Source organism: Pseudomonas sp. MYb327 (genome assembly GCF_040438925.1).
Lineage (GTDB): Bacteria > Pseudomonadota > Gammaproteobacteria > Pseudomonadales > Pseudomonadaceae > Aquipseudomonas.
In genome coordinates this window covers 5,158,052-5,182,536 of record NZ_CP159258.1, presented here as the reverse complement: position 1 = coordinate 5,182,536, position 24,485 = coordinate 5,158,052, and the positions used below count along the sequence as shown (strand labels likewise).

General features: G+C 56.3%; 24 protein-coding genes. All 24 read right to left on the bottom strand.

Going from position 1 to position 24,485, the window contains the following annotated elements; translation table 11 throughout:
- Positions 1-61: 61 nt before the first annotated feature.
- On the bottom strand, positions 62-2,092 hold the full coding sequence (locus ABVN21_RS23410; protein WP_339552464.1) for a pyridoxamine 5'-phosphate oxidase family protein: 2,031 nt from the start codon (positions 2,090-2,092) through the stop codon (positions 62-64).
- A gap of 63 nt (positions 2,093-2,155) precedes the next feature.
- Entirely contained in the window at positions 2,156-2,782 is a 627-nt protein-coding gene (locus tag ABVN21_RS23405) for a glutathione S-transferase (RefSeq protein ID WP_339552463.1), read from the bottom strand.
- A gap of 130 nt (positions 2,783-2,912) precedes the next feature.
- Positions 2,913-3,815, bottom strand: coding sequence for a LysR family transcriptional regulator (locus tag ABVN21_RS23400; RefSeq protein ID WP_339552462.1), 903 nt, complete (start codon positions 3,813-3,815; stop codon positions 2,913-2,915).
- Between the two features lie 124 nt (positions 3,816-3,939).
- Positions 3,940-5,772 (bottom strand): glutamine--fructose-6-phosphate transaminase (isomerizing), encoded by a 1,833-nt coding sequence (glmS, locus tag ABVN21_RS23395; protein WP_339552461.1) that lies wholly within the window; start codon positions 5,770-5,772, stop codon positions 3,940-3,942.
- Position 5,773: 1 nt separating this feature from the next.
- On the bottom strand, positions 5,774-6,550 hold the full coding sequence (locus tag ABVN21_RS23390; protein ID WP_339552460.1) for a DeoR family transcriptional regulator: 777 nt from the start codon (positions 6,548-6,550) through the stop codon (positions 5,774-5,776).
- 191 nt (positions 6,551-6,741) lie between these two features.
- Positions 6,742-8,109 carry a bifunctional UDP-N-acetylglucosamine diphosphorylase/glucosamine-1-phosphate N-acetyltransferase GlmU gene (gene glmU / locus ABVN21_RS23385; RefSeq protein ID WP_339552459.1) on the bottom strand — a complete coding sequence of 456 codons (1,368 nt, stop codon included), beginning with the start codon at positions 8,107-8,109 and terminating at the stop codon, positions 6,742-6,744.
- 114 nt (positions 8,110-8,223) lie between these two features.
- The gene (locus tag ABVN21_RS23380) at positions 8,224-8,649 is read right to left on the bottom strand and encodes a F0F1 ATP synthase subunit epsilon (RefSeq protein ID WP_007969909.1); all 426 of its coding nucleotides are present in this window, start codon (positions 8,647-8,649) and stop codon (positions 8,224-8,226) included.
- A gap of 45 nt (positions 8,650-8,694) precedes the next feature.
- The gene (atpD, locus tag ABVN21_RS23375; protein WP_007911961.1) at positions 8,695-10,074 is read right to left on the bottom strand and encodes a F0F1 ATP synthase subunit beta; all 1,380 of its coding nucleotides are present in this window, start codon (positions 10,072-10,074) and stop codon (positions 8,695-8,697) included.
- Positions 10,075-10,101: 27 nt separating this feature from the next.
- Positions 10,102-10,962 carry a F0F1 ATP synthase subunit gamma gene (gene atpG, locus ABVN21_RS23370; RefSeq protein ID WP_339552458.1) on the bottom strand — a complete coding sequence of 287 codons (861 nt, stop codon included), beginning with the start codon at positions 10,960-10,962 and terminating at the stop codon, positions 10,102-10,104.
- Between the two features lie 50 nt (positions 10,963-11,012).
- Positions 11,013-12,557 (bottom strand): F0F1 ATP synthase subunit alpha, encoded by a 1,545-nt coding sequence (gene atpA, locus ABVN21_RS23365; RefSeq protein WP_339552457.1) that lies wholly within the window; start codon positions 12,555-12,557, stop codon positions 11,013-11,015.
- A gap of 21 nt (positions 12,558-12,578) precedes the next feature.
- Positions 12,579-13,115, bottom strand: a complete 537-nt coding sequence (locus ABVN21_RS23360; protein ID WP_201146557.1) for a F0F1 ATP synthase subunit delta — start codon at positions 13,113-13,115, stop codon at positions 12,579-12,581.
- 12 nt (positions 13,116-13,127) lie between these two features.
- A complete protein-coding gene (locus ABVN21_RS23355) occupies positions 13,128-13,598 on the bottom strand; it encodes a F0F1 ATP synthase subunit B (RefSeq protein WP_034149395.1) in 471 nt (156 codons plus the stop codon).
- A 58-nt stretch (positions 13,599-13,656) separates the two neighbouring features.
- Complete coding sequence (gene atpE, locus ABVN21_RS23350) at positions 13,657-13,914, bottom strand: F0F1 ATP synthase subunit C (RefSeq protein WP_003097235.1); 258 nt, start codon at positions 13,912-13,914, stop codon at positions 13,657-13,659.
- A gap of 133 nt (positions 13,915-14,047) precedes the next feature.
- Complete coding sequence (gene atpB / locus ABVN21_RS23345) at positions 14,048-14,917, bottom strand: F0F1 ATP synthase subunit A (protein ID WP_007969902.1); 870 nt, start codon at positions 14,915-14,917, stop codon at positions 14,048-14,050.
- Positions 14,918-14,933: 16 nt separating this feature from the next.
- Positions 14,934-15,341 carry a F0F1 ATP synthase subunit I gene (locus ABVN21_RS23340; protein ID WP_047535609.1) on the bottom strand — a complete coding sequence of 136 codons (408 nt, stop codon included), beginning with the start codon at positions 15,339-15,341 and terminating at the stop codon, positions 14,934-14,936.
- Positions 15,342-15,489: 148 nt separating this feature from the next.
- Positions 15,490-16,362 (bottom strand): ParB/RepB/Spo0J family partition protein, encoded by an 873-nt coding sequence (locus ABVN21_RS23335; RefSeq protein ID WP_034149398.1) that lies wholly within the window; start codon positions 16,360-16,362, stop codon positions 15,490-15,492.
- A 9-nt stretch (positions 16,363-16,371) separates the two neighbouring features.
- On the bottom strand, positions 16,372-17,169 hold the full coding sequence (locus tag ABVN21_RS23330; protein WP_034149399.1) for a ParA family protein: 798 nt from the start codon (positions 17,167-17,169) through the stop codon (positions 16,372-16,374).
- Positions 17,170-17,187: 18 nt separating this feature from the next.
- Positions 17,188-17,832 (bottom strand): 16S rRNA (guanine(527)-N(7))-methyltransferase RsmG, encoded by a 645-nt coding sequence (rsmG, locus tag ABVN21_RS23325; protein ID WP_339552456.1) that lies wholly within the window; start codon positions 17,830-17,832, stop codon positions 17,188-17,190.
- A complete protein-coding gene (gene mnmG, locus ABVN21_RS23320) occupies positions 17,829-19,727 on the bottom strand; it encodes a tRNA uridine-5-carboxymethylaminomethyl(34) synthesis enzyme MnmG (protein WP_339552455.1) in 1,899 nt (632 codons plus the stop codon). The genes rsmG and mnmG overlap by 4 nt, the downstream gene beginning before the upstream one ends.
- Before the next feature lie 551 nt (positions 19,728-20,278).
- Positions 20,279-21,649 (bottom strand): tRNA uridine-5-carboxymethylaminomethyl(34) synthesis GTPase MnmE, encoded by a 1,371-nt coding sequence (gene mnmE / locus ABVN21_RS23315; RefSeq protein ID WP_339552454.1) that lies wholly within the window; start codon positions 21,647-21,649, stop codon positions 20,279-20,281.
- Between the two features lie 79 nt (positions 21,650-21,728).
- Complete coding sequence (yidC, locus tag ABVN21_RS23310) at positions 21,729-23,408, bottom strand: membrane protein insertase YidC (protein ID WP_339552453.1); 1,680 nt, start codon at positions 23,406-23,408, stop codon at positions 21,729-21,731.
- 2 nt (positions 23,409-23,410) lie between these two features.
- Positions 23,411-23,656 carry a membrane protein insertion efficiency factor YidD gene (yidD, locus tag ABVN21_RS23305; RefSeq protein ID WP_003213574.1) on the bottom strand — a complete coding sequence of 82 codons (246 nt, stop codon included), beginning with the start codon at positions 23,654-23,656 and terminating at the stop codon, positions 23,411-23,413.
- Positions 23,649-24,050, bottom strand: a complete 402-nt coding sequence (gene rnpA, locus ABVN21_RS23300) for a ribonuclease P protein component (RefSeq protein ID WP_028620331.1) — start codon at positions 24,048-24,050, stop codon at positions 23,649-23,651. Before rnpA ends, yidD begins: the two co-directional genes overlap by 8 nt.
- A 16-nt stretch (positions 24,051-24,066) precedes the next feature.
- Complete coding sequence (rpmH, locus tag ABVN21_RS23295; protein WP_003213577.1) at positions 24,067-24,201, bottom strand: 50S ribosomal protein L34; 135 nt, start codon at positions 24,199-24,201, stop codon at positions 24,067-24,069.
- Between the last annotated feature and the right edge of the window lie 284 nt (positions 24,202-24,485).

Genomic DNA, 24,485 nt, shown 5'->3' with positions numbered 1-24,485 from the left:
CGTTCTGCGCACACCCTACTCAGCCATCGACCAATGGGCAATGCCGGCTCGCTGCGATCCCTCAGATATCCAGGACCAAGGGCTGCGTTCCTTGAGCCGGAATCGCACAACAAATCAGAACTTGCCCTTTATCCGGCATTTCCGCAGGGGGCTGTGGATAGTTCACCTGGCCGCTTATGAGTCGGGTCGTGCACGTCCCACAAGAACCGCCGCGACAACTGAATTCAGGATGCATCCCACGGCTTTCCGCCAACTCCAGCAAACTCCCGCCACCGGGTTGCCAGCGTGCTTCCTTTGCCGAACGCTGAAACACCACCGGCACAGACGTTATTGCGGCGGGCGGTTGATCGATAACCACCGCATCGGGATCAGGTTGTCGGCGCAGTGTCGATGGACCGAACGTTTCAGCATGAATCCTTGCGTCACGGATATCGAGTTCCCGAAGGCCGTCATACATCGCCTGAGTAAAACTGCCGGGACCACATAGAACAAAGTCCAGCTGATCGTAGTCGTCGACCTCAAGCAAATCCTGAAGCAATGCGACATCGATACGCCCGGTCAAATCGAAATCTTCGCCCTCTCGGGTATCCGCCTCCGGCTGGCTGAGCAGGCGCACGACCCTGATGGCATCACCGGCACTCTCAAGCAGGCGATCCAGTTCGGGACGAAACGGCTGGTCGGCCAAAGTCCGTGAACTTTGCACAAACCAGGTCGGCCGAATACGCCGGGTACGCAACCCTTGATAAACCACCTCACGCAACATCGACAGCAGCGGCGTAATGCCAACACCAGCAGCCAGCAATACCAATGGTCGACGCTCATGCGGCGCCACAGTGAAATGCCCTTGAGGCGGGCGAGCTTCCAACAAATCACCCACAGAAATCTGCTCATGCAGGTGCGAAGACACGCGCCCTCCACGCTTCACGCTGATGCGGAAAAAATCATCGGACGGCGCGCTCGACAAACTGTAGGTGCGTATATGCACCTCGCCATCAATATTGAATCGCAGCGGCAAATGCTGCCCGGCCTGGAACAACGGCAAACCAGCTCCGTCGGCAGGTTCCATATAGATCGAGCGGATGTTATGACTCTCCGCTTCTATGCGCACCACTCGCAATGGCCGCCATTGATCGCCCAAGGCTTTGGCTTGCAGGCGCGCCTTCGTTTGGTCCCAGGTGCCGGTGAGCAAACTGGTGGGTGACACGCCGTCGAAGCGCCAGCGCAAAGACAATGAAGCAGGTCTACGCACTAATTGTTCCACGTGGAACTTCCACAAACGTTCAGCGCCTTGAAAGGCCTCGACCTGAGGACCTTCAAGGATAATTTCGGTGCGCCCGCTAAGGTGTAGCAGGTCACCGGAATTGAAATCGATGAACAACAAACCGGCCTTCGGATTAATTAACAGGTTGCCCAAGGTATTGAAGAACAGGTTGCCGGCGAAATCCGGGATGGTCAGGCAATTCCCCTCAACCTGAACGAAACCTGCCTGGCCGCCGCGGTGTGAAACATCCACCGAACGCTCGCCCTCCACATCTACGTAGCTGGCGACAAAAAATGTGTCAGCCTTGGCGATCACTGCAGTAGCCGCGTCATCCAGTTCGCTGAGGTGCTGTACGATCCGCGTCGCCGGGTCTGCCAACGGAGCCGAACGAAACTGCCGCAATTGGATGTACTGCGGACAATTGCCGTAGGACTGATCCACCGTCACCTCGAATCCACTTGCCGTCATCGCACCGACTCGCCCATTGATCCGGTTGCGCCGCCGGGTGTGCAGTTCGATTCCCAGAAGGCCAATTGCCGCACCATCGCTCAAATGCGCGGGATCATCGGCACCTGGCAGGCTGCTGAAATGCAACAGCCCCGGCTCAGGTGAATGAGCAAAACCCGGCTCACCTTCCAGCACACTGGCCCAGGGATTACCGTCCGCATCCACCGCGCCGTAAAGCATGAACGGCAGTTGCTGATAGAACTTGCGGTGCTGGTCAGGCATTTCGCGGCGAATAACCCTACGGCCTAACGACTCCATTCGCTCGACAACACCTACATGCGCCTGCAACTGTTTTTCGCCGGCATGCCACGGTGAATAATCCATTACGGCTTCTCCCCTGCGCCAATGGCACAGCATGAAAGGCCCGACATAATCGGGCCGAAGGCATCAGGCAGTTGTTTGCAGGCCAGCAACGGTGCGCGGCATGCCGACGAAACCAGACAAGGCTTCGACACGACCCAGCCAGGCACGGATGTTGGCGTAGTCATCGAGCGAAACATTGCCTTCTGGCGCGTGGGCGATGTAGCTATAGGCCGCGACGTCGGCAATGGTTGGCTCGTTGCCGGCCAGATAAGGCGTGTTGGCCAGTTCCTGGTCGATTACCTTGAGGACGGAGTGGGCGTAAGGAATCACTTCTTCAGCTTTGTATGGCGCCCCAAACACGGTGATCAGTCTCGCCCTGGCCGGGCCGAAAGCGATGGGGCCCGCGGCGGCGGACAACCAGCGCTGCACTCTTGCCGCGCCAACCGGATCGGCTGGCAACCAGCGACCGTTGCCGTATTTTTGCGCCAGATAAACCAGGATCGCGTTGGAGTCCGCCAACACCACACCGTTGTCATCCAGCACGGGCACTTGGCCAAACGCATTGAGTGCCAGGAATTCCGGCAACTTGTGCTCACCCTTGGCCAAGTCTACGAAGATCAACTCGGTTGGAAGTTGCAACAGTGAGAGCATCAGTTCCACACGGTGAGCGTGGCCGGAACGAGGAAAGTTGTAGAGTTTGATGGCTTGCATAGTCGACTCCGCGGGTGATTAGTGCCGTTCGGGATAGATCAGCACCTGTGGCGGCCATCTTCCGCCACTCACCAAAACAACAGAATAGCCAACAAGCGCAATCCATTATTTCTTCCGATGAAACAATCAATCAGCTCTGCAACGCCGGGTGCTCTCGAAGCGCCTTAACGGTAAAGTCGACAAAACTGCGAACCCGCGCCGCAGCTTTGCGCCCTCCCTGATAGACCACATGGATAGGCAAGGGCGGCATTTCGAAATTCGCCAGAACGATTTCCAGCTCCCCGGCCGCTACTTTGCTCGCCGTCTGATAAGACAACACTCGAGTGAAACCCAAACCGAGGGCTGCGGCGGTAATGGCCGCTTGATTCGCCGTCACGGTCAGTCTCGGTTCAGCCCGGACACTCATTAGCTCGCCACTTTCAAGGAACGGCCAGCTTTTCAACTGGCCGATCGCGGATGTCGCAATGATCGGCGCTTCGGCCAGTTCTTGCGGATGCTTTGGCCGTCCATGGGTTGCCAAAAATTCTGGTGATGCACAGATCACCCGCCGAACTTCGCCAACTTGGATCGCATGCTGGTTGCTATCCGGAAGTTCACCGATACGAATGGCGACATCAACGCCCTCCTCGACCACGCTCACCACCCGATCAACCAGCAGCGCATTGATCGTCACGTCGGGGAATTGCGTCAGAAAACTCACCATCAGCGGCGTGATAAACAACTCACCAAACAACACCGGTGCAGTGATTGTCAGTTGCCCACGGGGTTGGGCGTGACTGCCCGCTGCCGAATCCTCGGCTTCCTGCACCTCGGCGAGAATTCTCCGACAATCCTCCAGGTAACGCTGGCCCGCCTCGCTCAAATGAACGCTGCGCGTGGTGCGAGTAAGCAACGGCGTGCCAATCCGCTTCTCCAACGCCGCAACCGCCCGGGTAACGCTGGCCGCCGACAGGCCCAAACGTCGAGCCGCAGCAGAGAAGCCCTGGTCTTGGGCGACAGCGGCGAAGACCTGCATTTCCTGGAAGCGGTCCATTAAGGAACCCTCGTTAAAAATCAAAAGATCGCAGCCTGCGGCAGCTCCTACAGGTGTATATCAATTCCCTATAGGAGCTGCCGCAGGCTGCGATCTTTTTTACTTTCGGCTATCTGTGGATAACTTATTCCACAGTCACCGACTTCGCCAGGTTGCGCGGCTGGTCAACGTCCGTACCTTTCAACACCGCCACGTAATACGAAAGCAATTGCAGCGGAATGGTGTAGAGGATCGGCGACAGGATGTCGTGGATGTGCGGCATGTGCACAACGTGCGTGCCCTCACCATTACTCATGCCGGCCTTCTCGTCAGCAAAGACCACCAACTGACCACCACGGGCGCGGACTTCCTGAAGGTTGGACTTCAGCTTCTCGAGCAGCTCGTTATTCGGCGCAACGGTCACCACTGGCATGTCGTTATCCACAAGGGCCAACGGACCATGTTTCAGCTCGCCCGCCGGGTAAGCTTCGGCGTGAATGTAGGAAATCTCTTTAAGCTTGAGTGCTCCTTCCATCGCTACCGGGAATTGCGCACCACGACCGAGAAACAGGGTGTGATTCTTCTCGGCGAACAGCTCGGCGATTTTCTCCACAGTGCTGTCCATTGCCAATGCTTCACCCAGACGGGTCGGCAGGCGGCGAAGCTCTTCTACCAGCGTTGCTTCAACGCCTTCGCCCAGCGTGCCGTGAACCTGACCCAAGGACAGGGTCAGCAACAACAGGCCAACCAATTGGGTGGTGAAGGCTTTGGTCGAGGCCACACCGATTTCGCGACCGGCCTGGGTCAACAGCGTCAAGTCGGATTCGCGCACCAGGGAGCTGATACCAACGTTGCAAATGGCAAGGCTGGCGAGGAAACCCAGTTCCTTGGCGTTGCGCAGGGCAGCCAGCGTGTCAGCGGTTTCGCCGGATTGGGAGATGGTGACGAACAGAGTGTCGGGCTGCACCACCACTTTGCGGTAGCGGAATTCGCTGGCGACTTCGACCTGGCACGGAATGCCGGCCAGTTCTTCAAGCCAGTAACGGGCAACCATGCCGGCGTGATAACTGGTGCCACACGCCACGATTTGCACATTACGCACCTTGGCAAACAGCTCGGCTGCTTGCGGGCCGAACGCCTGCACCAACACTTGATCCTGGCTAAGGCGACCTTCCAAAGTGCGCTGAACTACGGACGGTTGTTCGTGGATTTCCTTGAGCATGAAGTGGCGGAACGTACCTTTTTCCGTCGCTTCGGCACTGTCGCGGTACTGCACGATTTCGCGCTCGACGACTTGGCCGTTAACGTCCCAGATTTGCGCGCTGTCACGACGGATTTCGGCGATATCGCCCTCTTCCAGGTAGATAAAGCGGTCGGTGACCTGGCGCAGGGCTAACTGATCCGAGGCGAGGAAGTTTTCACCCAGGCCCAGGCCGATCACCAGCGGGCTACCACTGCGGGCTGCCACCAGGCGATCGGGCTGCTGACCACTGATCACTGCCAAGCCATAAGCGCCATGCAACTCTTTGACCGCCGCTTTGAGAGCCAGAGTCAGGTCAGGTAAATCCTTGAGTTTGTGGTTCAGCAGATGGGCGATGACTTCAGTATCGGTGTCCGAGGTGAACACGTAACCCAGCGCCTGGAGTTGTTCGCGCAGGGCTTCATGGTTTTCGATGATGCCGTTGTGCACAACTGCCAAATCACCGGACAAATGCGGGTGTGCGTTGCGCTCGCACGGCGCACCGTGAGTCGCCCAGCGGGTATGAGCAATGCCCAGACGACCAACCAGCGGCGTTTCAGCCAACGCCAGTTCCAGCTCACTGACTTTACCCGGTCGACGCACGCGTTCGAGTGTTGCGTCATTGGTGTAGACCGCCACGCCAGCGCTGTCATACCCACGGTATTCCAGACGCTTCAGGCCTTCGACCAGGATGGCGGTGATGTTACGTTCTGCGACTGCGCCGACAATGCCACACATACTATTTCTCCTGACTGACAGCCGCGCATATCAAAGTGATGCCGCGGGCTTGAATCTGATCGCGGGCCTCGAGCGGCAGGCGATCATCGGTAATGAGGGTATGGACGCTACTCCAGGGCAGCTCCAGATTGGGAATCTTGCGGCCGATCTTGTCGGCCTCGACCATGACGACTACTTCGCGGGCGACTTCAGCCATGACCCGGCTCAAACCCAGCAACTCATTGAAGGTAGTTGTCCCACGAACCAGATCGATGCCATCGGCCCCAATGAATAACTGATCAAAGTCGTAGGAGCGTAGTACCTGCTCGGCAACCTGACCCTGGAAGGATTCGGAATGCGGGTCCCAAGTACCGCCAGTCATTAAAAGCACCGGCTCATGCTCCAGTTCGCTCAACGCGTTGGCAACGTGAAGGGAATTGGTCATAACCACCAGTCCCGGCTGTTGACCAAGTTCCGGGATCATCGAAGCAGTGGTGCTGCCGCTATCGATGATGATCCGCGCATGTTCGCGAATTCGCGCCACGGCAGCACGGGCGATAGCCTGCTTGTACTTGGAGACTGGCAGACCGACGTCAGCCACCAGTTCTTGAGGCATGGTGATTGCGCCACCATAACGACGCAGCAACAGACCGTTGGTTTCAAGTGCCGCCAGATCCTTGCGAATCGTAACTTCCGAAGTTTCGAAGCGCTTGGCCAACTCATCCACACTGACTTCGCCCTGCTCAATGAGCAAGGCGAGGATGTTGTGGCGGCGTTGTGGCGTATTGCGTTTCGACATGGTTTGGTAAGTTTCGATTCGAAAGATAACGTAATCAATCAAAACCTATCAGCGAAACTTCGTCAAGCGTGGGACGATAAAAAGTACGGTGGATAACGAGTAGGAACCGGCATGCTGGCGATGGGAACGACTCGGAAATCAGGCAAGTCACTATCGCTGGCAAGCCAGATCCTACAGGGTCTGTGGATAACTCAGGTCTTCTTGATCTTTTCCGGCCGCTTCCAGCCATCGATGTTTTTCTGACGAGCACGACCTACGGCCAACTGGGATTTATCCACAGTCGAGGTGATGGTCGAACCTGCTGCAGTGGTTGCACCATCGAGGATATCCACAGGCGCCACCAACGAATTGTTCGAACCGATGAACACATCTGCACCCAGCACCGTTTTCCACTTGTTGGCGCCATCGTAATTGCAGGTGATGGTGCCGGCACCAATGTTGGTTCTTGCGCCAATTTCGGCATCGCCCAAATAGGCCAGGTGTCCGGCCTTGGCGCCTTCGCCCATGTGCGCGTTTTTCAGTTCGACGAAGTTACCCACATGTGCCCGCGCTTCCAACACAGAGCCTGGACGCAAGCGGGCGAACGGACCGGCATCGCTGCCCTCACCGAGAATGGCGCCTTCGATATGGCTGTTCGCCTTGATCACCACACCTTTACGCAGGGTGCTGTCCTTGATCACGCAGTTCGGACCAATCACCACGTCGTCTTCAATGACAACTTTGCCTTCGAGAATCACGTTGATATCGATCAGCACGTCGCGACCAACAGTGACCTCACCGCGGACATCGAAACGGGCCGGATCGCGCAGGGTCACGCCCTGAGCCATCAAACGGCGACCTGCGCGCAATTGATAGTGGCGCTCAAGCTCGGAAAGCTGCTTGCGATCATTGGCGCCCTGTACTTCCATTGCATCGTGAGGTTGCTCGGTGGCTACCACCAGGCCGTCGCTCACCGCCATGGCAATCACGTCAGTGAGGTAATACTCGCCTTGGGCATTGTTGTTGGAGAGGCGGCTCATCCAGTCGCCAAGACTTTCGAAAGGCAGGGCCAGAATACCGGTGTTGCCTTCGGTGATCGCACGCTCGGCCTCACTGGCGTCTTTCTGTTCGACGATAGCGACCACGTTGCCAGCCCCGTCGCGCACGATACGGCCATACCCGGTTGGATCGTCCAGCTCGACAGTGAGCAAGCCCAATTGCCGAGGCTCGACCTTCTTGAGCAGACGTTGAAGGGTTTCCACTTCGATCAACGGTACGTCGCCATAAAGGATCAGCACCGTGTCGGATTTAATGAAAGGTACGGCTTGGGCCACCGCATGGCCTGTGCCGAGTTGTTTGTCCTGAAGGACGAAATTCAGATCATCAGCGGCCAGACGTTCACGTACGGCGTCGGCGCCGTGACCTATCACCACATGGATGCGCTGTGGATTAAGTTGCCGGGCGCTGTGGATAACATGGCCAAGCATCGAGTTGCCGGCAATCGGGTGCAGGACTTTCGGCAACGCCGAGCGCATACGCGTGCCTTGACCAGCAGCGAGGATAACGATTTCGAGAGACATGGCAGGCTACCAATCCTGGGTGGTCAACAACTGCGACCAGAGTGATGAACGTCGTAAAAGAAAAAAGGGTAGCCGAGGCTACCCTTTTTAATCAATCACACAACAAGCGCTGGCTTAGTGGCCAAACTTCTTGCGGATCTGCTGGACGGTGCGCAGCTGAGCTGCGGCCTCGGCCAGACGTGCGGCAGCAGAACCGTAATCGAATTCCGCTCCCCGCTCATGCAAGGCCTTCTCGGCAGCCTTTACGGCTTCCTGAGCGGAGGCTTCGTCCAGGTCGGCAGCACGTTGCACGGTGTCGGCAAGAACCTTGACCATGTTCGGCTGAACCTCGAGGAAACCGCCGGAGATGTAATACACCTCCTCTTCCCCGCCCTGCTTGACCAGGCGGATCGGACCTGGCTTCAGATTAGTGATCAGCGGCGCGTGACCCAGAGCGATACCAAGATCACCCAGTGCACCGTGCGCAATCACCATCTCGACCAGACCGGAAAAGATTTCCCCTTCCGCGCTGACGATATCGCAATGGACTGTCATAGCCATCTGATTGCCTCAACCTAAATTAGCGCCCGTTGCCGGGCGCCGGGATTACAGTTTCTTGGCTTTCTCGATCGCTTCTTCGATGCCGCCAACCATGTAGAACGCTTGTTCTGGCAGGTGGTCGTAGTCACCGTTGAGGATGCCTTTGAAGCCAGCAATGGTGTCTTTCAGGGAAACGTATTTACCCGAAGCACCGGTGAAGACTTCAGCCACGAAGAACGGCTGCGACAAGAAGCGCTGGATCTTACGAGCACGGTTTACCAACTGTTTGTCGGCTTCCGACAGCTCGTCCATACCCAGGATCGCGATGATGTCTTTCAGCTCTTTGTAACGTTGCAGAACGTACTGGACGCCGCGAGCGGTGTCGTAGTGATCCTGGCCGATTACGTTCGGATCCAGCTGGCGCGAAGTCGAGTCGAGTGGATCGACCGCTGGGTAGATACCCAGGGAAGCGATGTCACGGGACAGAACGACGGTAGCGTCCAAGTGGGCGAAGGTGGTCGCTGGCGACGGGTCGGTCAAGTCGTCCGCAGGTACGTATACCGCTTGGATCGAAGTGATCGAACCTTCCTTGGTCGAAGTGATACGTTCTTGCAGAACGCCCATCTCTTCAGCCAGGGTCGGCTGGTAACCTACTGCGGAAGGCATACGGCCCAGCAGTGCGGATACTTCAGTACCGGCCAGGGTGTAACGATAGATGTTGTCGACGAACAGCAGAACGTCGTTACCTTCGTCACGGAACTTCTCGGCCATGGTCAGGCCGGTCAGAGCTACGCGCAGACGGTTTCCCGGCGGCTCGTTCATCTGACCGTAAACCAGTGCCACTTTGTCCAGAACGTTGGAGTCCTTCATCTCGTGGTAGAAGTCGTTACCCTCACGAGTACGCTCACCCACACCGGCGAACACGGAATAACCGCTGTGCTCGATGGCGATGTTACGGATCAGTTCCATCATGTTTACGGTTTTGCCTACACCGGCACCACCGAACAGACCAACTTTACCGCCTTTGGCAAACGGGCAAACCAGGTCGATAACCTTGATGCCGGTTTCCAGCAGGTCGTTGCCGCCTGCCTGTTCAGCGAACGAAGGCGCTGGACGGTGAATGCCCCAACGCTCTTCGGTGTCGATCGGGCCAGCTTCGTCGATCGGATTACCGAGGACGTCCATGATCCGGCCCAGAGTCGCTTTACCGACCGGTACGGAGATGGCTGCGCCAGAATCGGTAACTTCCAGACCGCGCTTCAAGCCTTCGGTGGAACCCATCGCAATGGTGCGAACCACGCCGTCGCCCAGCTGCTGCTGAACTTCCAGGGTGGTTTCAGCCGCGCTCACTACTTTCAGCGCGTTGTAGATGCTCGGTACGCTGTCGCGTGGAAATTCCACGTCGATAACGGCGCCGATGATTTGAACGATACGTCCGCTACTCATAGCTGGATCCTCTGAATATTTGAACCGTTAAACCGCGGCAGCGCCGCCGACGATTTCCGAGATCTCTTGGGTGATCGCAGCCTGACGCGCCTTGTTGTAGACCAGCTGCAAATCGCTGATCAAATCACCGGCGTTGTCGGTAGCGTTCTTCATTGCGATCATCCGCGCAGCCTGTTCAGCCGCGTTGTTCTCGACCACCGCCTGGTACACCTGCGACTCCACGTAACGCACCATCAGGCCGTCAAGCAGCTCTTTGGCGTCCGGTTCGTAGAGATAGTCCCAGTGGTGCTTGAGTTCTTGATCCGGGGTTGCCACCAGCGGAACCAATTGTTCCACAGTAGGCTGTTGCGTCATGGTGTTGATGAACTTGTTGGACACCACGGACAGGCGGTCAATACGGCCCTCCAGGTAGGCATCCAGCATCACCTTGACGCTGCCGATCAGATCATTGATCGACGGCTCTTCACCCAGGTGGCTGATAGCTGCTACGACGTTACCGCCGAAGTTGCGGAAGAAAGCCGCACCCTTGCTACCAATCACACACAGATCAATCTCGACGCCGTTTTCGCGGTTTACCGCCATGTCCTTGACCAGGGCCTTGAACAGGTTGGTGTTCAAGCCGCCGCACAGACCACGGTCACTGCTCACCACGACATAACCGACACGCTTAACTTCGCGGTCGATCATGAATGGATGGCGGTATTCCGGGTTGGCGTTGGCCAGATGCCCAATTACCTGTCGGATACGCTCCGCATAAGGACGGCTAGCAGCCATGCGCATTTGTGCCTTGCGCATTTTGCTGACCGCCACTTTTTCCATGGCGCTGGTAATCTTTTGCGTGCTTTTGATGCTCGCAATCTTACTGCGAATCTCTTTTGCGCCTGCCATGTAACACCTATCAGGTTAGCAAGCGGGAGCCTTGCGGCTCCCGCTGCGGCTTACCAGGTTTGGGTGGCCTTGAACTTCTCGATACCGGCTTTCATGCCAGCGTCGATTTCGTCATTGAAGTCACCCTTCACGTTGATCTTCGCCATCAAATCGGCGTGATCGCGGTTGAAGAAAGCAATCAGCGCTTGCTCGAAGCTGCCGATTTTGGCGATTTCAACGTCAGTCAGGAACCCACGCTCAGCGGCATACAGCGACAGCGCCATGTCAGCGATCGACATTGGTGCGTATTGCTTCTGCTTCATCAGCTCGGTAACGCGCTGACCATGCTCAAGTTGCTTACGGGTCGCTTCGTCCAGGTCAGAAGCGAACTGAGCGAATGCCGCCAGTTCACGGTACTGAGCCAGAGCGGTACGGATACCACCGGACAGCTTCTTGATGATCTTGGTCTGAGCGGCACCACCCACACGGGATACCGAAACACCGGCGTTCACTGCAGGGCGGATGCCCGAGTTGAACATGGCCGATTCCAGGAAGATCTGACCGTCGGTGATGGAAATCACGTTGGTCGGAACGAACGCGGAAACGTCGCCAGCCTGGGTTTCGATGATCGGCAGTGCGGTCAGGGAACCGGTTTTGCCGGTCACTGCGCCGTTGGTGAACTTCTCTACATACTCTTCCGAAACGCGGGATGCGCGCTCCAGCAGACGGGAGTGGAGATAGAACACGTCGCCTGGGTAAGCTTCACGGCCTGGTGGACGGCGCAGCAGCAGGGAAATCTGGCGGTAAGCCACTGCTTGCTTGGACAGATCGTCATAAACGATCAGCGCGTCTTCACCGCGGTCGCGGAAGTATTCGCCCATGGTGCAACCGGAGTACGGTGCCAGGAACTGCAGCGCAGGAGATTCCGAAGCACTGGCAGCCACGATGATCGTGTTGGCCAGGGCGCCGTTTTCTTCCAGCTTGCGAACCACGTTGGCGATGGTCGATTGTTTCTGACCGATCGCGACGTAGACGCAGAAAATGCCGCTGTCTTTCTGGTTGATGATCGCGTCGATCGCCAGAGCGGTTTTACCGATCTGACGGTCACCGATGATCAGCTCACGCTGGCCACGGCCGACAGGGATCATGGCATCGACAGCCTTGTAGCCAGTCTGTACAGGCTGGTCTACCGACTTACGCCAGATCACGCCTGGAGCAACTTTCTCGACCGCGTCGGTCTCGGTGTTGTTCAGCGGACCTTTGCCATCAACAGGGTTACCCAGTGCGTCGACTACGCGACCCAGCAGTTCCTTACCAACCGGAACTTCGAGGATGCGGCCGGTGCACTTGGCGCTCATGCCTTCAGCCAGAGACTGGTAAGCGCCCAGTACAACAGCACCTACGGAGTCTTGCTCCAGGTTGAGGGCCATACCGTAGACGCCGCCCGGAAACTCGATCATCTCGCCGTACATAACGTCGGCCAGACCGTGAATCCGCACGATACCGTCAGATACGCTGACGACAGTGCCTTCGTTACGGGCTTGGGAGGTCACATCGAGCTTGTCGATGCGGCCCTTGATAATTTCACTTATTTCGGAAGGATTGAGTTGCTGCATTGCTCTGCTGCCCCTTCAAACTCAAGATTTCAATGCTTCGGCAAGTTTCGCGATTTTGCCGCGAATCGAGCCATCGATAACCAGGTCGCCGGCGCGGATGACAACGCCCCCAATAAGGGATTTGTCTTCCTCGACTTGCAGGCGCACTTCCCGGTTGAGTCGTGCACTGAGAACCTTGGCGAGTTTGTCTTGCTGTTCTTGGTTCAATGCGAAAGCACTGGTCACTTCAACGTCTACCGATTTCTCTTGTTCGGCCTTGTACAGGTCGAAAAGAGCGGCGATCTCCGGCAGAAGCGGGAGACGGTCGTTTTCGGCAACGACGTTGATGAAGTTCTGTGCCTTCACATCAAACTTGTCGCCGCACACGTCAATGAACGTGGCGGCCTTTTCTGCGCTCGTCAGTCGCGGGGCCTTGAGCACGCGCTGCATGGTGTCGTCTTGCGACACCGCTGCTGCCAGGCCGAGCATGGCTGACCAATTGGCCAGTTGCTGGTGGGCCTGAGCGTGCTCGAAGGCCGCCTTAGCGTAAGGTCGGGCCAACGTGGTCAGTTCTGCCATGATCGCCCTCGCTTAGATTTCAGTAGCCAGTTTGTTTACCAGCTCTGCGTGCGCGTTTTGATCGATTGTGGCACCCAGGATCTTCTCGGCGCCGCCGACTGCCAGCAAGCCCACTTGGGCACGCAGCGCGTCTTTGACACTGTTCAGTTCCTGTTCGATCTCGGCCTGAGCCTGAACCTTCACACGGTCAGCGTCGATACGGGCTTTTTCAACAGCCTCTTCAACGATCTGGTTACCGCGTTTCTTGGCTTGCTCGATGATTTCAGCTGCCTGAGCTTTCGCTTCGCGCAGTTGTTGACCCGCTTTCTCTTGGGCCAACTCCAGGTCGCGAGCTGCTCGGCTGGCAGCGTCCAGTCCATCCGCGATCTTCTTTTGACGTTCGTGCAGTGCCGCGATGACCGGAGGCCATACGAACTTCATGCAGAACAGTACAAAAATCAGGAACGCAACGGACTGGCCAATCAGGGTCGCATTAATGTTCACGCCAACACCTCGCAGTTACGTTGTCCATCACACCAAATTACCCGGAAGATCCGAGTAATTAGCCAGCGATCTGACCAACGAACGGGTTCGCAAAGGTGAAGAACAGAGCGATACCAACACCGATCATGGTTACGGCGTCGAGCAGACCGGCAACGATGAACATTTTAACTTGCAGCATTGGAACCATTTCTGGCTGACGCGCTGCGCCTTCCAGGAACTTGCCGCCCAGCAGGCCGAAACCAATTGCGGTACCCAGTGCGCCCAGGCCGATCAACAGTGCAACAGCGATAGCGGTTAGACCAACTACAGTTTCCATCTTTCCTCCCGACTTTTACGTCGTATGGTTTAGGTTTTTTAGATTAAAGCGGTAAAACAAATCGTTTCAGATGCCCCGTGAGGAGCCCCTTCCCGTTTGACCGGGAAGGACATCAGACTAGTCGAGACTGGTCTTAATGGTTTTCTTCGTGCGCCATCGACAGGTAAACGATGGTCAGCATCATGAAGATGAACGCCTGCAGAGTGATGATCAGGATGTGGAACACAGCCCACGCCCACTGCAGAACTACGCCCAGGCCACTAAGCCAGAGCAGACCGCTGCCGAACATCACGGCGATCAGAATGAACACCAGCTCGCCGGCATACATGTTGCCGAACAGACGCAGAGCCAGGGAAATCGGTTTGGCGATCAGGGTCACAAATTCCAGCAGGAAGTTCACCGGGATCAGCAGGGCCTGAACGAAGATGTTCTTGCTGCCGAACGGGTGCAGGGTCAGCTCGCCGATGAAGCCGCCGAGGCCCTTGACCTTGATGCTATAGAAAATGATCAGTGCGAAAACCGAGAACGCCATGCCCAGGGTCGCGTTCGGGTCGGTAGTCGACACGGCACGGAACGGGATGTGGTGGTCGCCGGAGATCAGGATGGCCAGCTGAGGAATCCAGTCGACCGGTACCAGGTCGACGGCGTTCATCAGAAACACCCAGACGAAGATGGTCAGTGCCAGCGGTGCAATCACCGGGCTACGGCCATGGAAGCTGTCTTTCACGCTGCCATCGACGAATTCGACCAATACTTCAACGAAGTTCTGCAATGCACCTGGTTGACCCGAAGTCGCTTTCTTCGCCGCCATGCGGAAAAGAAGAACGAAGATCAGACCCAATGCGACCGACCAGCCGAGAGTATCGACGTGGAAAGCCCAGAAGCCCATTTCTTTGGCTTCTGCTGCGGTGTGGGCAAAGCCCCAGCCGCCGGTAGGGTGCTGACCGAAAGTCAGGTTCTGCAAGTGGTGCTGGATATAGCCCGAAGCGGTTGTTTCTGCCATGGTTGCCTCAAACGCCCTAAGGTCTCGAAAGTCTTGTTCTCATCAGCAGGGGCGCGAACCAGCTGACCAGTTGGGTCAGAACGAAGACGCCGAATACTGCTAACGGCGCCAATGGCTTCACACCTGCAAACGTCAATGCAAAGAGCACTGCCGTCAAAATCAGTTTGCCCGCCTCGCCAGCATAAAATGACCGGACGATGGCTTGAGCTGCTCGGGCGCCGGAAAACCGAAATGCCCTGTGAGCGAAATAAACATTGGGCAGCAAGGCTATCAGGCCTCCGCAGAGTCCCGAGTACCCGGCAACGACTCCATACCATTGCCAGAGCGCCAAAGCGGCAATCAGCAAAATGACAAACTGAGCCATTAACACCGGAAAAACTGCCAAACGATGGAACGGCAAGCGGTTTGGCGTGCGGGTTTCCATCACTATTGCTCTCCAATGGTCGGCTGCCAGAATTCAATAACTTGGCATAATTTGTGCCGACAAAATGCGCGCAGAGTATAGGGGCGGTTCAGCCCCTATTCAACTGTCAGGTAGTGATTTCCGACTGCGCGCTACATGAGGAAATGTTTCAGCGGATATGTGCGAGCACACCTTGAAGTTCATCCAGGGAGTTGTAGCCAATCACCAACTGACCTTTTCCTTTCTTCCCATGGCGAATCTGCACCGCAGAGCCTAGGCGCTCAGCCAGACGCTGTTCAAGACGGGCAATATCCGGGTCTGGTTTTGCCGCTTCGACAGGCTCCGGTTTACCACTCAACCACTGCCGAACGAGTGCCTCAGTTTGGCGCACGGTAAGGCCACGTGCGACAACATGTCGCGCCCCTTCAACCTGTTGATTATCCGGCAAACCGAGCAAAGCACGGGCATGTCCCATTTCCAGGTCGCCGTGGGACAGCATGGTCTTGATGACTTCCGGCAACGAAATCAACCGCAACAGGTTGGCCACGGTCACCCGTGACTTACCGACCGCTTCGGCGACTTGTTGCTGGGTCAGCTGGAATTCCTGCTGCAAACGCTGCAAGGCTACGGCTTCTTCGATCGGATTGAGGTCTTCGCGCTGGATGTTCTCGATCAATGCCATGGCGATCGCGGTTTCATCCGAGACATCGCGAACCATCGCCGGGATGGTTTCCTGGCCCGCTTGCTGGCTGGCACGCCAGCGGCGCTCACCGGCAATGATTTCGAAACGACCGCTGCCGATAGGACGGACCACAATCGGCTGCATGACGCCCTGGGCCTTGATCGACTGTGCCAGTTCTTCGAGCGCCTGGGTGTCCATGTCGCGACGTGGTTGATACTTGCCGCGTTGGAGCAAGTCCAGTGGCAAGTGTTGCAACTCACGCTGATCGGCTTGCACCGCTTGTTCTTCGAGCGAGCTGACAGTCGGACCACTCAGCAGTGCATCCAGTCCACGTCCGAGACCTCGTTTCTTGACGGCCATGGGGATTCCTTAAGTTGGCTGGGCAGCGGCGATGCGTGAGTTTTTGCGTTGACGACGAACCATTTCGCCCGCCAGTGCCAGGTAGGCAACAGCTCCGCGCGATGATTTGTCGTACGCCAGCGCCGGCATGCCATAGCTTGGAGCTTCGGCCAGACGGATGTTGCGTGGAATGACGGTGTCGTAAAGCTGATCGCCAAAATGTTCCTTGAGCTGCGCCGAGACGTCGTTCATCAAGCTCAGACGCGGGTCGTACATCGTCCGCAGCAGGCCTTCGACCTTGAGGTTCGGGTTCAGCAGTTCAGCGATGCGCTTGATGTTATCCACAAGGTCACTCAGACCTTCAAGTGCGAAGTACTCGCACTGCATGGGGATAATTACCCCGTCGGCCGCGACGAGCGCATTCAATGTCAGCATCGACAGCGACGGCGGGCAGTCGATCAAGATGTAATCGTAGTTTTCCCGGATCGGCGCCAACGCGCTGCGCAGGCGGCTTTCCTTCATCTGCATTTCCAGCAGAACCACTTCGGCGGCGGTCAGGTCGCGGTTGGCCGGCAACAACTGGTAACCGCCGTGTTCGGAGTAATGCATGGCCTGAGCCAGATCGCATTCGCCGATCAACAGGTCGTAGACCGAGTTTTCCAGGCCGTGCTTATCCACACCGCTGCCCATGGTGGCGTTGCCCTGTGGATCGAGATCGATCAGCAATACCCGACGCTTGGTCGCGACCAGGGATGCTGCGAGGTTGATGCAGGTGGTGGTCTTGCCCACACCACCCTTTTGGTTCGCTATCGCGAATACCTTAGCCATTCTTGCTTGTGTTCCCAATCATGCCGTGCGGCGCAGTATCAGCAGATGGCGTTGGCCTTGGCAACCGGGTACGGCCAGGGCGTGTTCGCTATCGAGGTGGAAGTCTGCCGGCAATGCTACCAGCTCATCGGCGGGATGAACGCCCTTCATTGCCAGCCAACGTGTATCGGTGTCGCCAAGATGGCGAGTCCAGTTGCTGAAGTTCTCCATGCTGCTGAACGCCCGGGAAATAATCCCGTTGAACGGCTGCGCAGGCTGGAACGCTTCGACGCGACTGTGGATAACTTGCAGATTATCCAGTTTGAGTTCGAGTTTGACCTGAGTCAGGAAGCGAGTTTTCTTGCCATTGCTATCCAGGCACGTCACTTGGGACTCTGGAAACAGGATGGCCAAAGGAATACCCGGCATGCCGCCACCGCTGCCCACATCGAGCCAGCGACCATTTTCGACGAACGACATCACGCTGAGACTATCGAGCAAATGGCGAGAGACCATTTCATCGGGATCACGGACGGCAGTCAGGTTGTAGGCCTTGTTCCATTTGATCAACAGGGCCAGATAACCCAGCAGCTGTGAGTGCTGGGTTTCAGTCAGAGTGACACCGAGCTGGCGAGCGCCTGTGGATAACTCTTCTGCATGTTGCGAGGTGACCAACGAACTCAAGCGCTTTGCTCCAACTGACGGCCCGCGCCGCGTTTTTTCAAATGAATCATCAACAGCGAAATGGCGGCCGGCGTAACACCCGGGATCCGCGACGCCTGGCCCAGGGTTTCCGGACGGGTCGCACCAAGCTTGCTCTGGATTTCTTTGGAGAGACCGGAAATGTTTGTGTAATCGATATCCACAGGCAGTTTTGTATTTTCGCTGGCCCGCAGACGAGCAATTTCATCCTGTTGACGATCGATGTAGCCGGCGTATTTGGTCTTGATTTCGATCTGCTCGGCGACCTGTGGATCTTCTGCACCGCCGCCAGTCACGGCGATCAGACCAGCGTAGTCGATTTCCGGACGGCTCAGGAGATTGAGCAAGTTGTATTCATGGGTCAGCGGCGTACCGAATTTTTCCGAAATCGCATCGCCCTGCTCAGTGCCGGGGCGAACCCAGGTTCCTTTCAGTCGTTGCTCTTCCAGTTCAATACTTTCGCGTTTCTTGCAGAAAGCCGCCCAACGCACGTCGTCCACCAGACCCAGTTCGCGACCTTTTTCGGTCAAGCGCAGGTCAGCGTTGTCCTCGCGCAGGATAAGGCGGTATTCGGCACGAGATGTAAACATCCGGTACGGCTCTTGGGTACCGAGGGTGATCAGGTCGTCGACCAACACCCCGATGTACGCTTCATCGCGACGCGGACACCAGGCATCTTTGCCCTGTGCACGCAGTGCCGCGTTGGTCCCGGCCAGCAAACCTTGGGCGCCGGCTTCTTCGTAACCGGTGGTGCCGTTGATTTGCCCTGCGAAGAACAGACCGCCGATGACTTTGGTCTCCAGGCTGTACTTCAAGTCCCTCGGATCGAAGTAGTCGTACTCGATGGCGTAACCCGGACGCACGATGTGCGCGTTTTCCATGCCACGGATCGATTGCACGATCTGCAACTGCACGTCGAACGGCAGGGATGTGGATATCCCGTTCGGATAAAGCTCATTCGTCGTCAAACCTTCCGGTTCGATAAAGACCTGATGGCTTTCCTTGTCGGCAAAACGATGGATCTTGTCTTCGATCGACGGGCAGTAGCGCGGGCCGATGCCTTCGATTTCACCTGCTGCGGAATACATTGGCGAACGGTCGAGGTTCGCGGCAATGATTTCGTGGGTGCGGGCGTTGGTGTGGGTAATCCAGCAACTGATTTGCCGCGGATGCTGCTCTTTGGAGCCCATGAACGACATTACCGGGATTGGCGTATCGCCGGCTTGCTCGGTCATCACCGAGAAATCCACAGACCGGGCGTCGATTCGCGGCGGTGTTCCGGTTTTCAAGCGACCGACTCGCAATGGCAATTCACGCAGACGATGAGCCAAAGCAATCGATGGCGGATCACCAGCACGCCCGCCGGAAAAGTTCTGCAAACCTATGTGGATAAGTCCACCAAGGAACGTGCCAGTGGTCAAAACCACCGAATCAGCCAAGAAACGCAGACCCATCTGCGTGACGACACCGCGCACTTGTTCTTGCTCGACGATCAGGTCGTCAGCGGCCTGTTGAAATATCCACAGGTTCGGCTGGTTTTCCAGGATTTCGCGGACAGCAGCCTTGTACAGAATCCGGTCTGCCTGAGCACGGGTTGCGCGCACGGCCGGGCCTTTACGGCTGTTCAACACGCGAAATTGGATACCACCCTTGTCGGTGGCGATGGCCATCGCGCCGCCGAGGGCATCGATTTCCTTGACCAGATGGCTTTTGCCGATCCCGCCAATGGCCGGATTGCAACTCATGGCACCGAGGGTTTCCACGTTATGCGTCAGCAACAGGGTTTTGACCCCCATACGTGCTGAGGCCAGTGCTGCCTCGGTACCGGCATGACCGCCGCCGATGACGATCACTTCAAAACGGGAAGGGAAATCCACCACGCACCTCGTGCCTGCTTAAGTAGGTAATTCAGGAATAGTTTGAGCTCAGGTTTTTGGACCTGGTCGGCAAGTATAGGGACTTCGCCCTTCCTAAAGAACCCTTTGCACAAAATTTAACCAGCTGTGGAGAAGTCGGGGTTATAGAAATTAAAAAGAAAGAAATTTATTAAATCTTTGTTTTTATGTTTATTTCTACTGACACGACTTTCTGTGGATAGATTGATACAGCCCTTTATATTCAATATGTACAGAGATTCAAAACCCTGTGGTCATGTGCCAATGAGGCCCTTGGATAACCGATGTAAGCCTGTGGATTAAAGTGATGGTTATCCACAAGGGCGGTTATATTCAGTTTTTAGGCCCTGTTATCAACTGCCCTTAGCCACGGTTATTCACAGGGCTTAATTCACAGAAAAGCGCCGGATGAACGAATTCCCGGCACGCAAAATCCGCTCAAGCAGAATCTATCGGCTCAGCACTGGAGGTATATTTCAGGAAAAGGAGAGGACAGACAGGCACGAATGGCCTGTCTGTGGACAGCGGGAAAGCTATTTACCGATGCAGAAGCTGGAAAAGATCCGGCCCAACAGATCATCGGAGCTGAATGCGCCGGTGATTTCACCCAGGGATTGTTGAGCTTGGCGCAAATCTTCAGCGAGTAACTCGCCGGCACCAGCCAGCGTCAGCTGCGCGCGACCGTGTTCAAGGGATGCACTGGCATGACGCAGCGCCTCAAGGTGACGCCTGCGGGCGCTGAAGCTGCTTTCCGAGGTCTGTTCATAACCCATGCAGGCTTTGAGATGCTCGCGCAGCAGGTCCAGACCGACACCTGCAGACTTGGCGCTCAGGCTGATGGTGACGTGGCCATCGTCACTGACTTCCAGGGCCATCGCTTCGCCTGTCAGATCAGCCTTGTTGCGGATCAGTGTGACCTTTGCCGGATCAGGGCGGGTTTCAAGGAATTCCGGCCACAAAGCAAAGGGATCAAGCGCTTCGGGTGCCGTCGCATCAACTACCAGAAGCACGCGATCGGCTTCGCCAATGGCTTTCAATGCCCGCTCGACGCCAATCTTTTCCACATGGTCGTCGGTATCGCGCAGACCCGCTGTATCGACGACGTGCAGGGGCATTCCGTCGATGTGAATATGTTCACGAAGAACGTCACGGGTGGTACCGGCAATCTCGGTCACGATGGCCGCTTCGCGACCAGCTAACGCGTTGAGCAAGCTGGATTTACCGGCATTCGGACGACCGGCGATGACCACGGTCATGCCATCACGCAGCAAAGCACCCTGCCCGGCTTCGTGGATGACGGTGGATAACTCGACGCGAACTTTGTCGAGCATGCTCAACACATGGCCATCGGCGAGGAAATCGATTTCCTCTTCAGGGAAGTCGATCGCCGCCTCGACATAGATACGCAAGCCGATCAGTTGCTCGGTGAGGTTATGCACACGTGTCGAAAATGCGCCTTGCAAGGAACGAAGGGCATTTCTGGCGGCCTGTGCCGAACTGGCTTCGATCAAGTCGGCAATTGCTTCGGCTTGAGCCAAGTCGAGCTTGTCATTGAGAAAAGCGCGTTCGCTGAATTCTCCCGGCCGAGCCAGACGGCAGCCCAGTTCCAGGCAGCGTTTGAGCAACATATCCAGAACAATCGGTCCGCCATGACCTTGCAGTTCCAGTACGTCCTCGCCAGTAAACGAGTTAGGACCGGGGAAATACAGGGCGATGCCCTGGTCCAGCACCTCATCGTTTTCACCGAAAAACTCACCATAGTGGGCAAATCGCGGCTTGAGTTCTCGACCACTGAAGGCGTTGGCCGCAACGCTGGCCAACGGTCCCGAAATACGGACGATGCCAACACCGCCGCGACCTTGTGCGGTGGCGACAGCGGCAATGGTTTCACGAGGAGCGCTCATAAACCGGTATCCAGACAAAAGTGACAGATAGCAAAACGCCCCACTAGGGGGCGTTTTGAGTGGTTATCCACAGTGTAAATCAGGCAGCCGCTTTAGTAGCCGCTTCGATCTTACGAGTGATGTACCACTGTTGGGCGATCGACAGGCAGTTGTTCACTACCCAGTACAGCACCAGACCAGCCGGGAACCACAGGAAGAAAAAGGTGAAGATGATTGGCATCAGCTTCATCACCTTGGCCTGCATCGGATCCGGTGGAGTCGGGTTCAACTGCTGCTGGATGAACATGGTTGCACCCATGATGATCGGCAGAATGAAGAACGGATCCTTGATCGACAGGTCAGTAATCCAAAGCATGAACGGCGCTTGGCGCATTTCGACGCTTTCCAGCAGAACCCAGTACAGCGAGAGGAAAACCGGCATCTGCACGAGGATTGGCAAGCAACCACCCAGCGGATTGATCTTCTCTTTCTTGTAGAGCTCCATCATGGCTTGCGACATTTTCTGCCGGTCGTCGCCATGTTGCTCTTTCAGTGCAGCCAGTTTCGGAGCTACTGCACGCATGCGCGCCATGGATTTGTAGCTGGCGGCCGACAATGGGAAGAAGATCCCTTTGATCAGCATGGTCAGGAAGATGATCGACCAACCCCAGTTACCCACAATGGCGTGGATATGTTGCAGCAACCAGAAGATCGGTTGAGCGATGAACCACAGGATGCCGTAGTCAACGGTCAACTCCAGACCTGGGGACAACTCTTTCAGCACAGCCTGGCTTTTCGGACCGGCGTACAGAACAGCACTGGTTTCAGCTTTGGCACCTGGCGCAACAGTCAAAGACGGGCCGGTGTAACCAATGATGTAGTAGCCTTTGCTGTCTTTACGGGTCTGGACGACGTTGTTTTCGCCCTTCGCCGGAATCCACGCGGTCACAAAGTAGTGCTGCAGCCAGGCTACCCAACCACCGGTAACGGTTTCTTTCAGCTGCGCCTTGTCCATGTCCTTCATGGACACTTTCTTGTACGGCTCGGAACTTGTCCACAGGGCAGCGCCCAGGTAAGTCGCCGTGCCGGTGGCGGTGCTGGATGAAGGATCGGAACTGGCGTCACGCTTCAGTTGCGCGAACATCGCACCGGACCAAGGCTGAGCACTCTGGTTGTCGATCAGGTAGGAAACGGTTACGTCGTACAGGCCGCGTTTCAGGGTGAAACGCTTGATGTAGTTGACGCCGTCCTTACTGAATTTCAGGTCTACGACCAATTGGTCCTGACCGTCAGCCAGTTGATAAACCTTCTTCTCCGAGGAGTAAACCGGACGACCGGCTGGACTTGCGTCCGGACCGTTGCTGCCGATCAGGCCACTTTGAGCCAGATAAGTGCGCTCGTTGCCGTTGTCGAACAACTGGAATGGAATTTCCGGATGGTCCTGGCGACGTGGATACAGCGGCAATTTCAGCTGGGCGACATCACCACCTTGTGGGTCGATGGACAGATCGAGCACATCCGTTTTGATCTGGATGAGGTCGGTGCTCACGGCTACCGGAGTTTCGGCAGGTGCGCTGGTATCGTTTGCGGCGTGTGGAATGTCGTCACTGACGGACGCTTTATTGCCAGTTGCCGTATCCGGAAGGCCCGGTGCGGTCGTACTGGAAGCAACATTCTGAGTCGGCAGGGCAGCCTGGCCATAGTCCTGGTTCCATTTAAGAACCATAACGTAGGACACGATTGCCAGGGCGACGATCAGGATCGTGCGTTTGATATCCATGATTACTCGGCCATCGAAGAAGAACGGGAGGTAGGGATAGGTGGAACCGGGTCATAACCACCGGGATTCCACGGATGACAGCGACCTAAACGACGAAAGGTCAGCCAGCCACCGCGCAGAAGGCCATGATTTTCGATGGCTTCTAACGCGTAGCAGGAACAACTGGGGTAGAAACGACAGTGGTTGGCCATCAGGGGACTAATGGCATAGCGGTAAAACTGGATCGGAACGAGTGCCAGTTTACGCATCTGGACTGTCTACCCCTACAGTTTCGGTTTTGACTGCTGGTACCGGCGTGCTGCGTGCCAGACGCTTCCAGAGTTTGCCGAAATGCTGAATCAATTCGGGGTTTTCTACGTCGCCCAAACCTTTGCGCGCGACGATAACAATGTCCCAGCCGACCAGAGAATCCTGGTTCAGACGAAACGATTCGCGCATCAGACGTTTGAGGCGATTGCGCTCGACGGAGAGCTTTACGCTCTTTTTGCCGATAACCAGCCCGAGACGGGGGTGATCAAGATCGTTGTTGCGCGCAAGGAGCAGGAGATTTTTCCCCGGAACCTTGCCGGTAGGGGAGTCAAAGACTGCCTTGAAATGCCGGGGGGTAAGCAGACGCTTTTCCCGACTGAAGTCCTGACTCACCTCCAGTGCCGGATTATCAAACTGCCAGACGCGCACGACCTTTGGCGCGACGACGCGACAGGACGGCACGACCGTTCTTGGTAGCCATGCGAGCACGGAAACCGTGGGTACGAGCGCGTTTGATAGTGCTTGGTTGGAAAGTACGTTTCATTGTCGTGTTACCTGGTTCGTCCACAACGGGCCGGAATGGCCCCCGTTTTAAGAGACCGGGGATTCTAGAGAAAGCAAGCCTCTAGGTCAATTTCCAACCAACGTTTCCTTCTAAATAGATCTCCAGCGGTTTTGCGCCGTGCAGCTCCGTCGCTAAACATAAAAATAAAGAAGGAGAGTATTTAAAGCTTTTCTGTAAAGCTTATAAAAGCTAGAGACACTGTTGTCTGTGGATAACTACCAGCAGCCCTTATTTATCCTGATGTACAGAGAATGACAACTACA

Bases quoted from the DNA above. Each gene is read 5' to 3' on its own strand.
- ABVN21_RS23410 (WP_339552464.1), bottom strand. From the start codon at position 2,092: ATGGATTATTCACCGTGGCATGCCGGCGAAAAACAGTTGCAGGCGCAT.
- ABVN21_RS23405 (WP_339552463.1), bottom strand. From the start codon at position 2,782: ATGCAAGCCATCAAACTCTACAACTTTCCTCGTTCCGGCCACGCTCAC.
- ABVN21_RS23400 (WP_339552462.1), bottom strand. From the start codon at position 3,815: ATGGACCGCTTCCAGGAAATGCAGGTCTTCGCCGCTGTCGCCCAAGAC.
- glmS (WP_339552461.1), bottom strand. From the start codon at position 5,772: ATGTGTGGCATTGTCGGCGCAGTCGCAGAACGTAACATCACCGCCATC.
- ABVN21_RS23390 (WP_339552460.1), bottom strand. From the start codon at position 6,550: ATGTCGAAACGCAATACGCCACAACGCCGCCACAACATCCTCGCCTTG.
- glmU (WP_339552459.1), bottom strand. From the start codon at position 8,109: ATGTCTCTCGAAATCGTTATCCTCGCTGCTGGTCAAGGCACGCGTATG.
- ABVN21_RS23380 (WP_007969909.1), bottom strand. From the start codon at position 8,649: ATGGCTATGACAGTCCATTGCGATATCGTCAGCGCGGAAGGGGAAATC.
- atpD (WP_007911961.1), bottom strand. From the start codon at position 10,074: ATGAGTAGCGGACGTATCGTTCAAATCATCGGCGCCGTTATCGACGTG.
- atpG (WP_339552458.1), bottom strand. From the start codon at position 10,962: ATGGCAGGCGCAAAAGAGATTCGCAGTAAGATTGCGAGCATCAAAAGC.
- atpA (WP_339552457.1), bottom strand. From the start codon at position 12,557: ATGCAGCAACTCAATCCTTCCGAAATAAGTGAAATTATCAAGGGCCGC.
- ABVN21_RS23360 (WP_201146557.1), bottom strand. From the start codon at position 13,115: ATGGCAGAACTGACCACGTTGGCCCGACCTTACGCTAAGGCGGCCTTC.
- atpE (WP_003097235.1), bottom strand. From the start codon at position 13,914: ATGGAAACTGTAGTTGGTCTAACCGCTATCGCTGTTGCACTGTTGATC.
- atpB (WP_007969902.1), bottom strand. From the start codon at position 14,917: ATGGCAGAAACAACCGCTTCGGGCTATATCCAGCACCACTTGCAGAAC.
- ABVN21_RS23340 (WP_047535609.1), bottom strand. From the start codon at position 15,341: ATGGAAACCCGCACGCCAAACCGCTTGCCGTTCCATCGTTTGGCAGTT.
- ABVN21_RS23335 (WP_034149398.1), bottom strand. From the start codon at position 16,362: ATGGCCGTCAAGAAACGAGGTCTCGGACGTGGACTGGATGCACTGCTG.
- ABVN21_RS23330 (WP_034149399.1), bottom strand. From the start codon at position 17,169: ATGGCTAAGGTATTCGCGATAGCGAACCAAAAGGGTGGTGTGGGCAAG.
- mnmE (WP_339552454.1), bottom strand. From the start codon at position 21,649: ATGAGCGCTCCTCGTGAAACCATTGCCGCTGTCGCCACCGCACAAGGT.
- yidC (WP_339552453.1), bottom strand. From the start codon at position 23,408: ATGGATATCAAACGCACGATCCTGATCGTCGCCCTGGCAATCGTGTCC.
- yidD (WP_003213574.1), bottom strand. From the start codon at position 23,656: ATGCGTAAACTGGCACTCGTTCCGATCCAGTTTTACCGCTATGCCATT.
- rpmH (WP_003213577.1), bottom strand. From the start codon at position 24,201: ATGAAACGTACTTTCCAACCAAGCACTATCAAACGCGCTCGTACCCAC.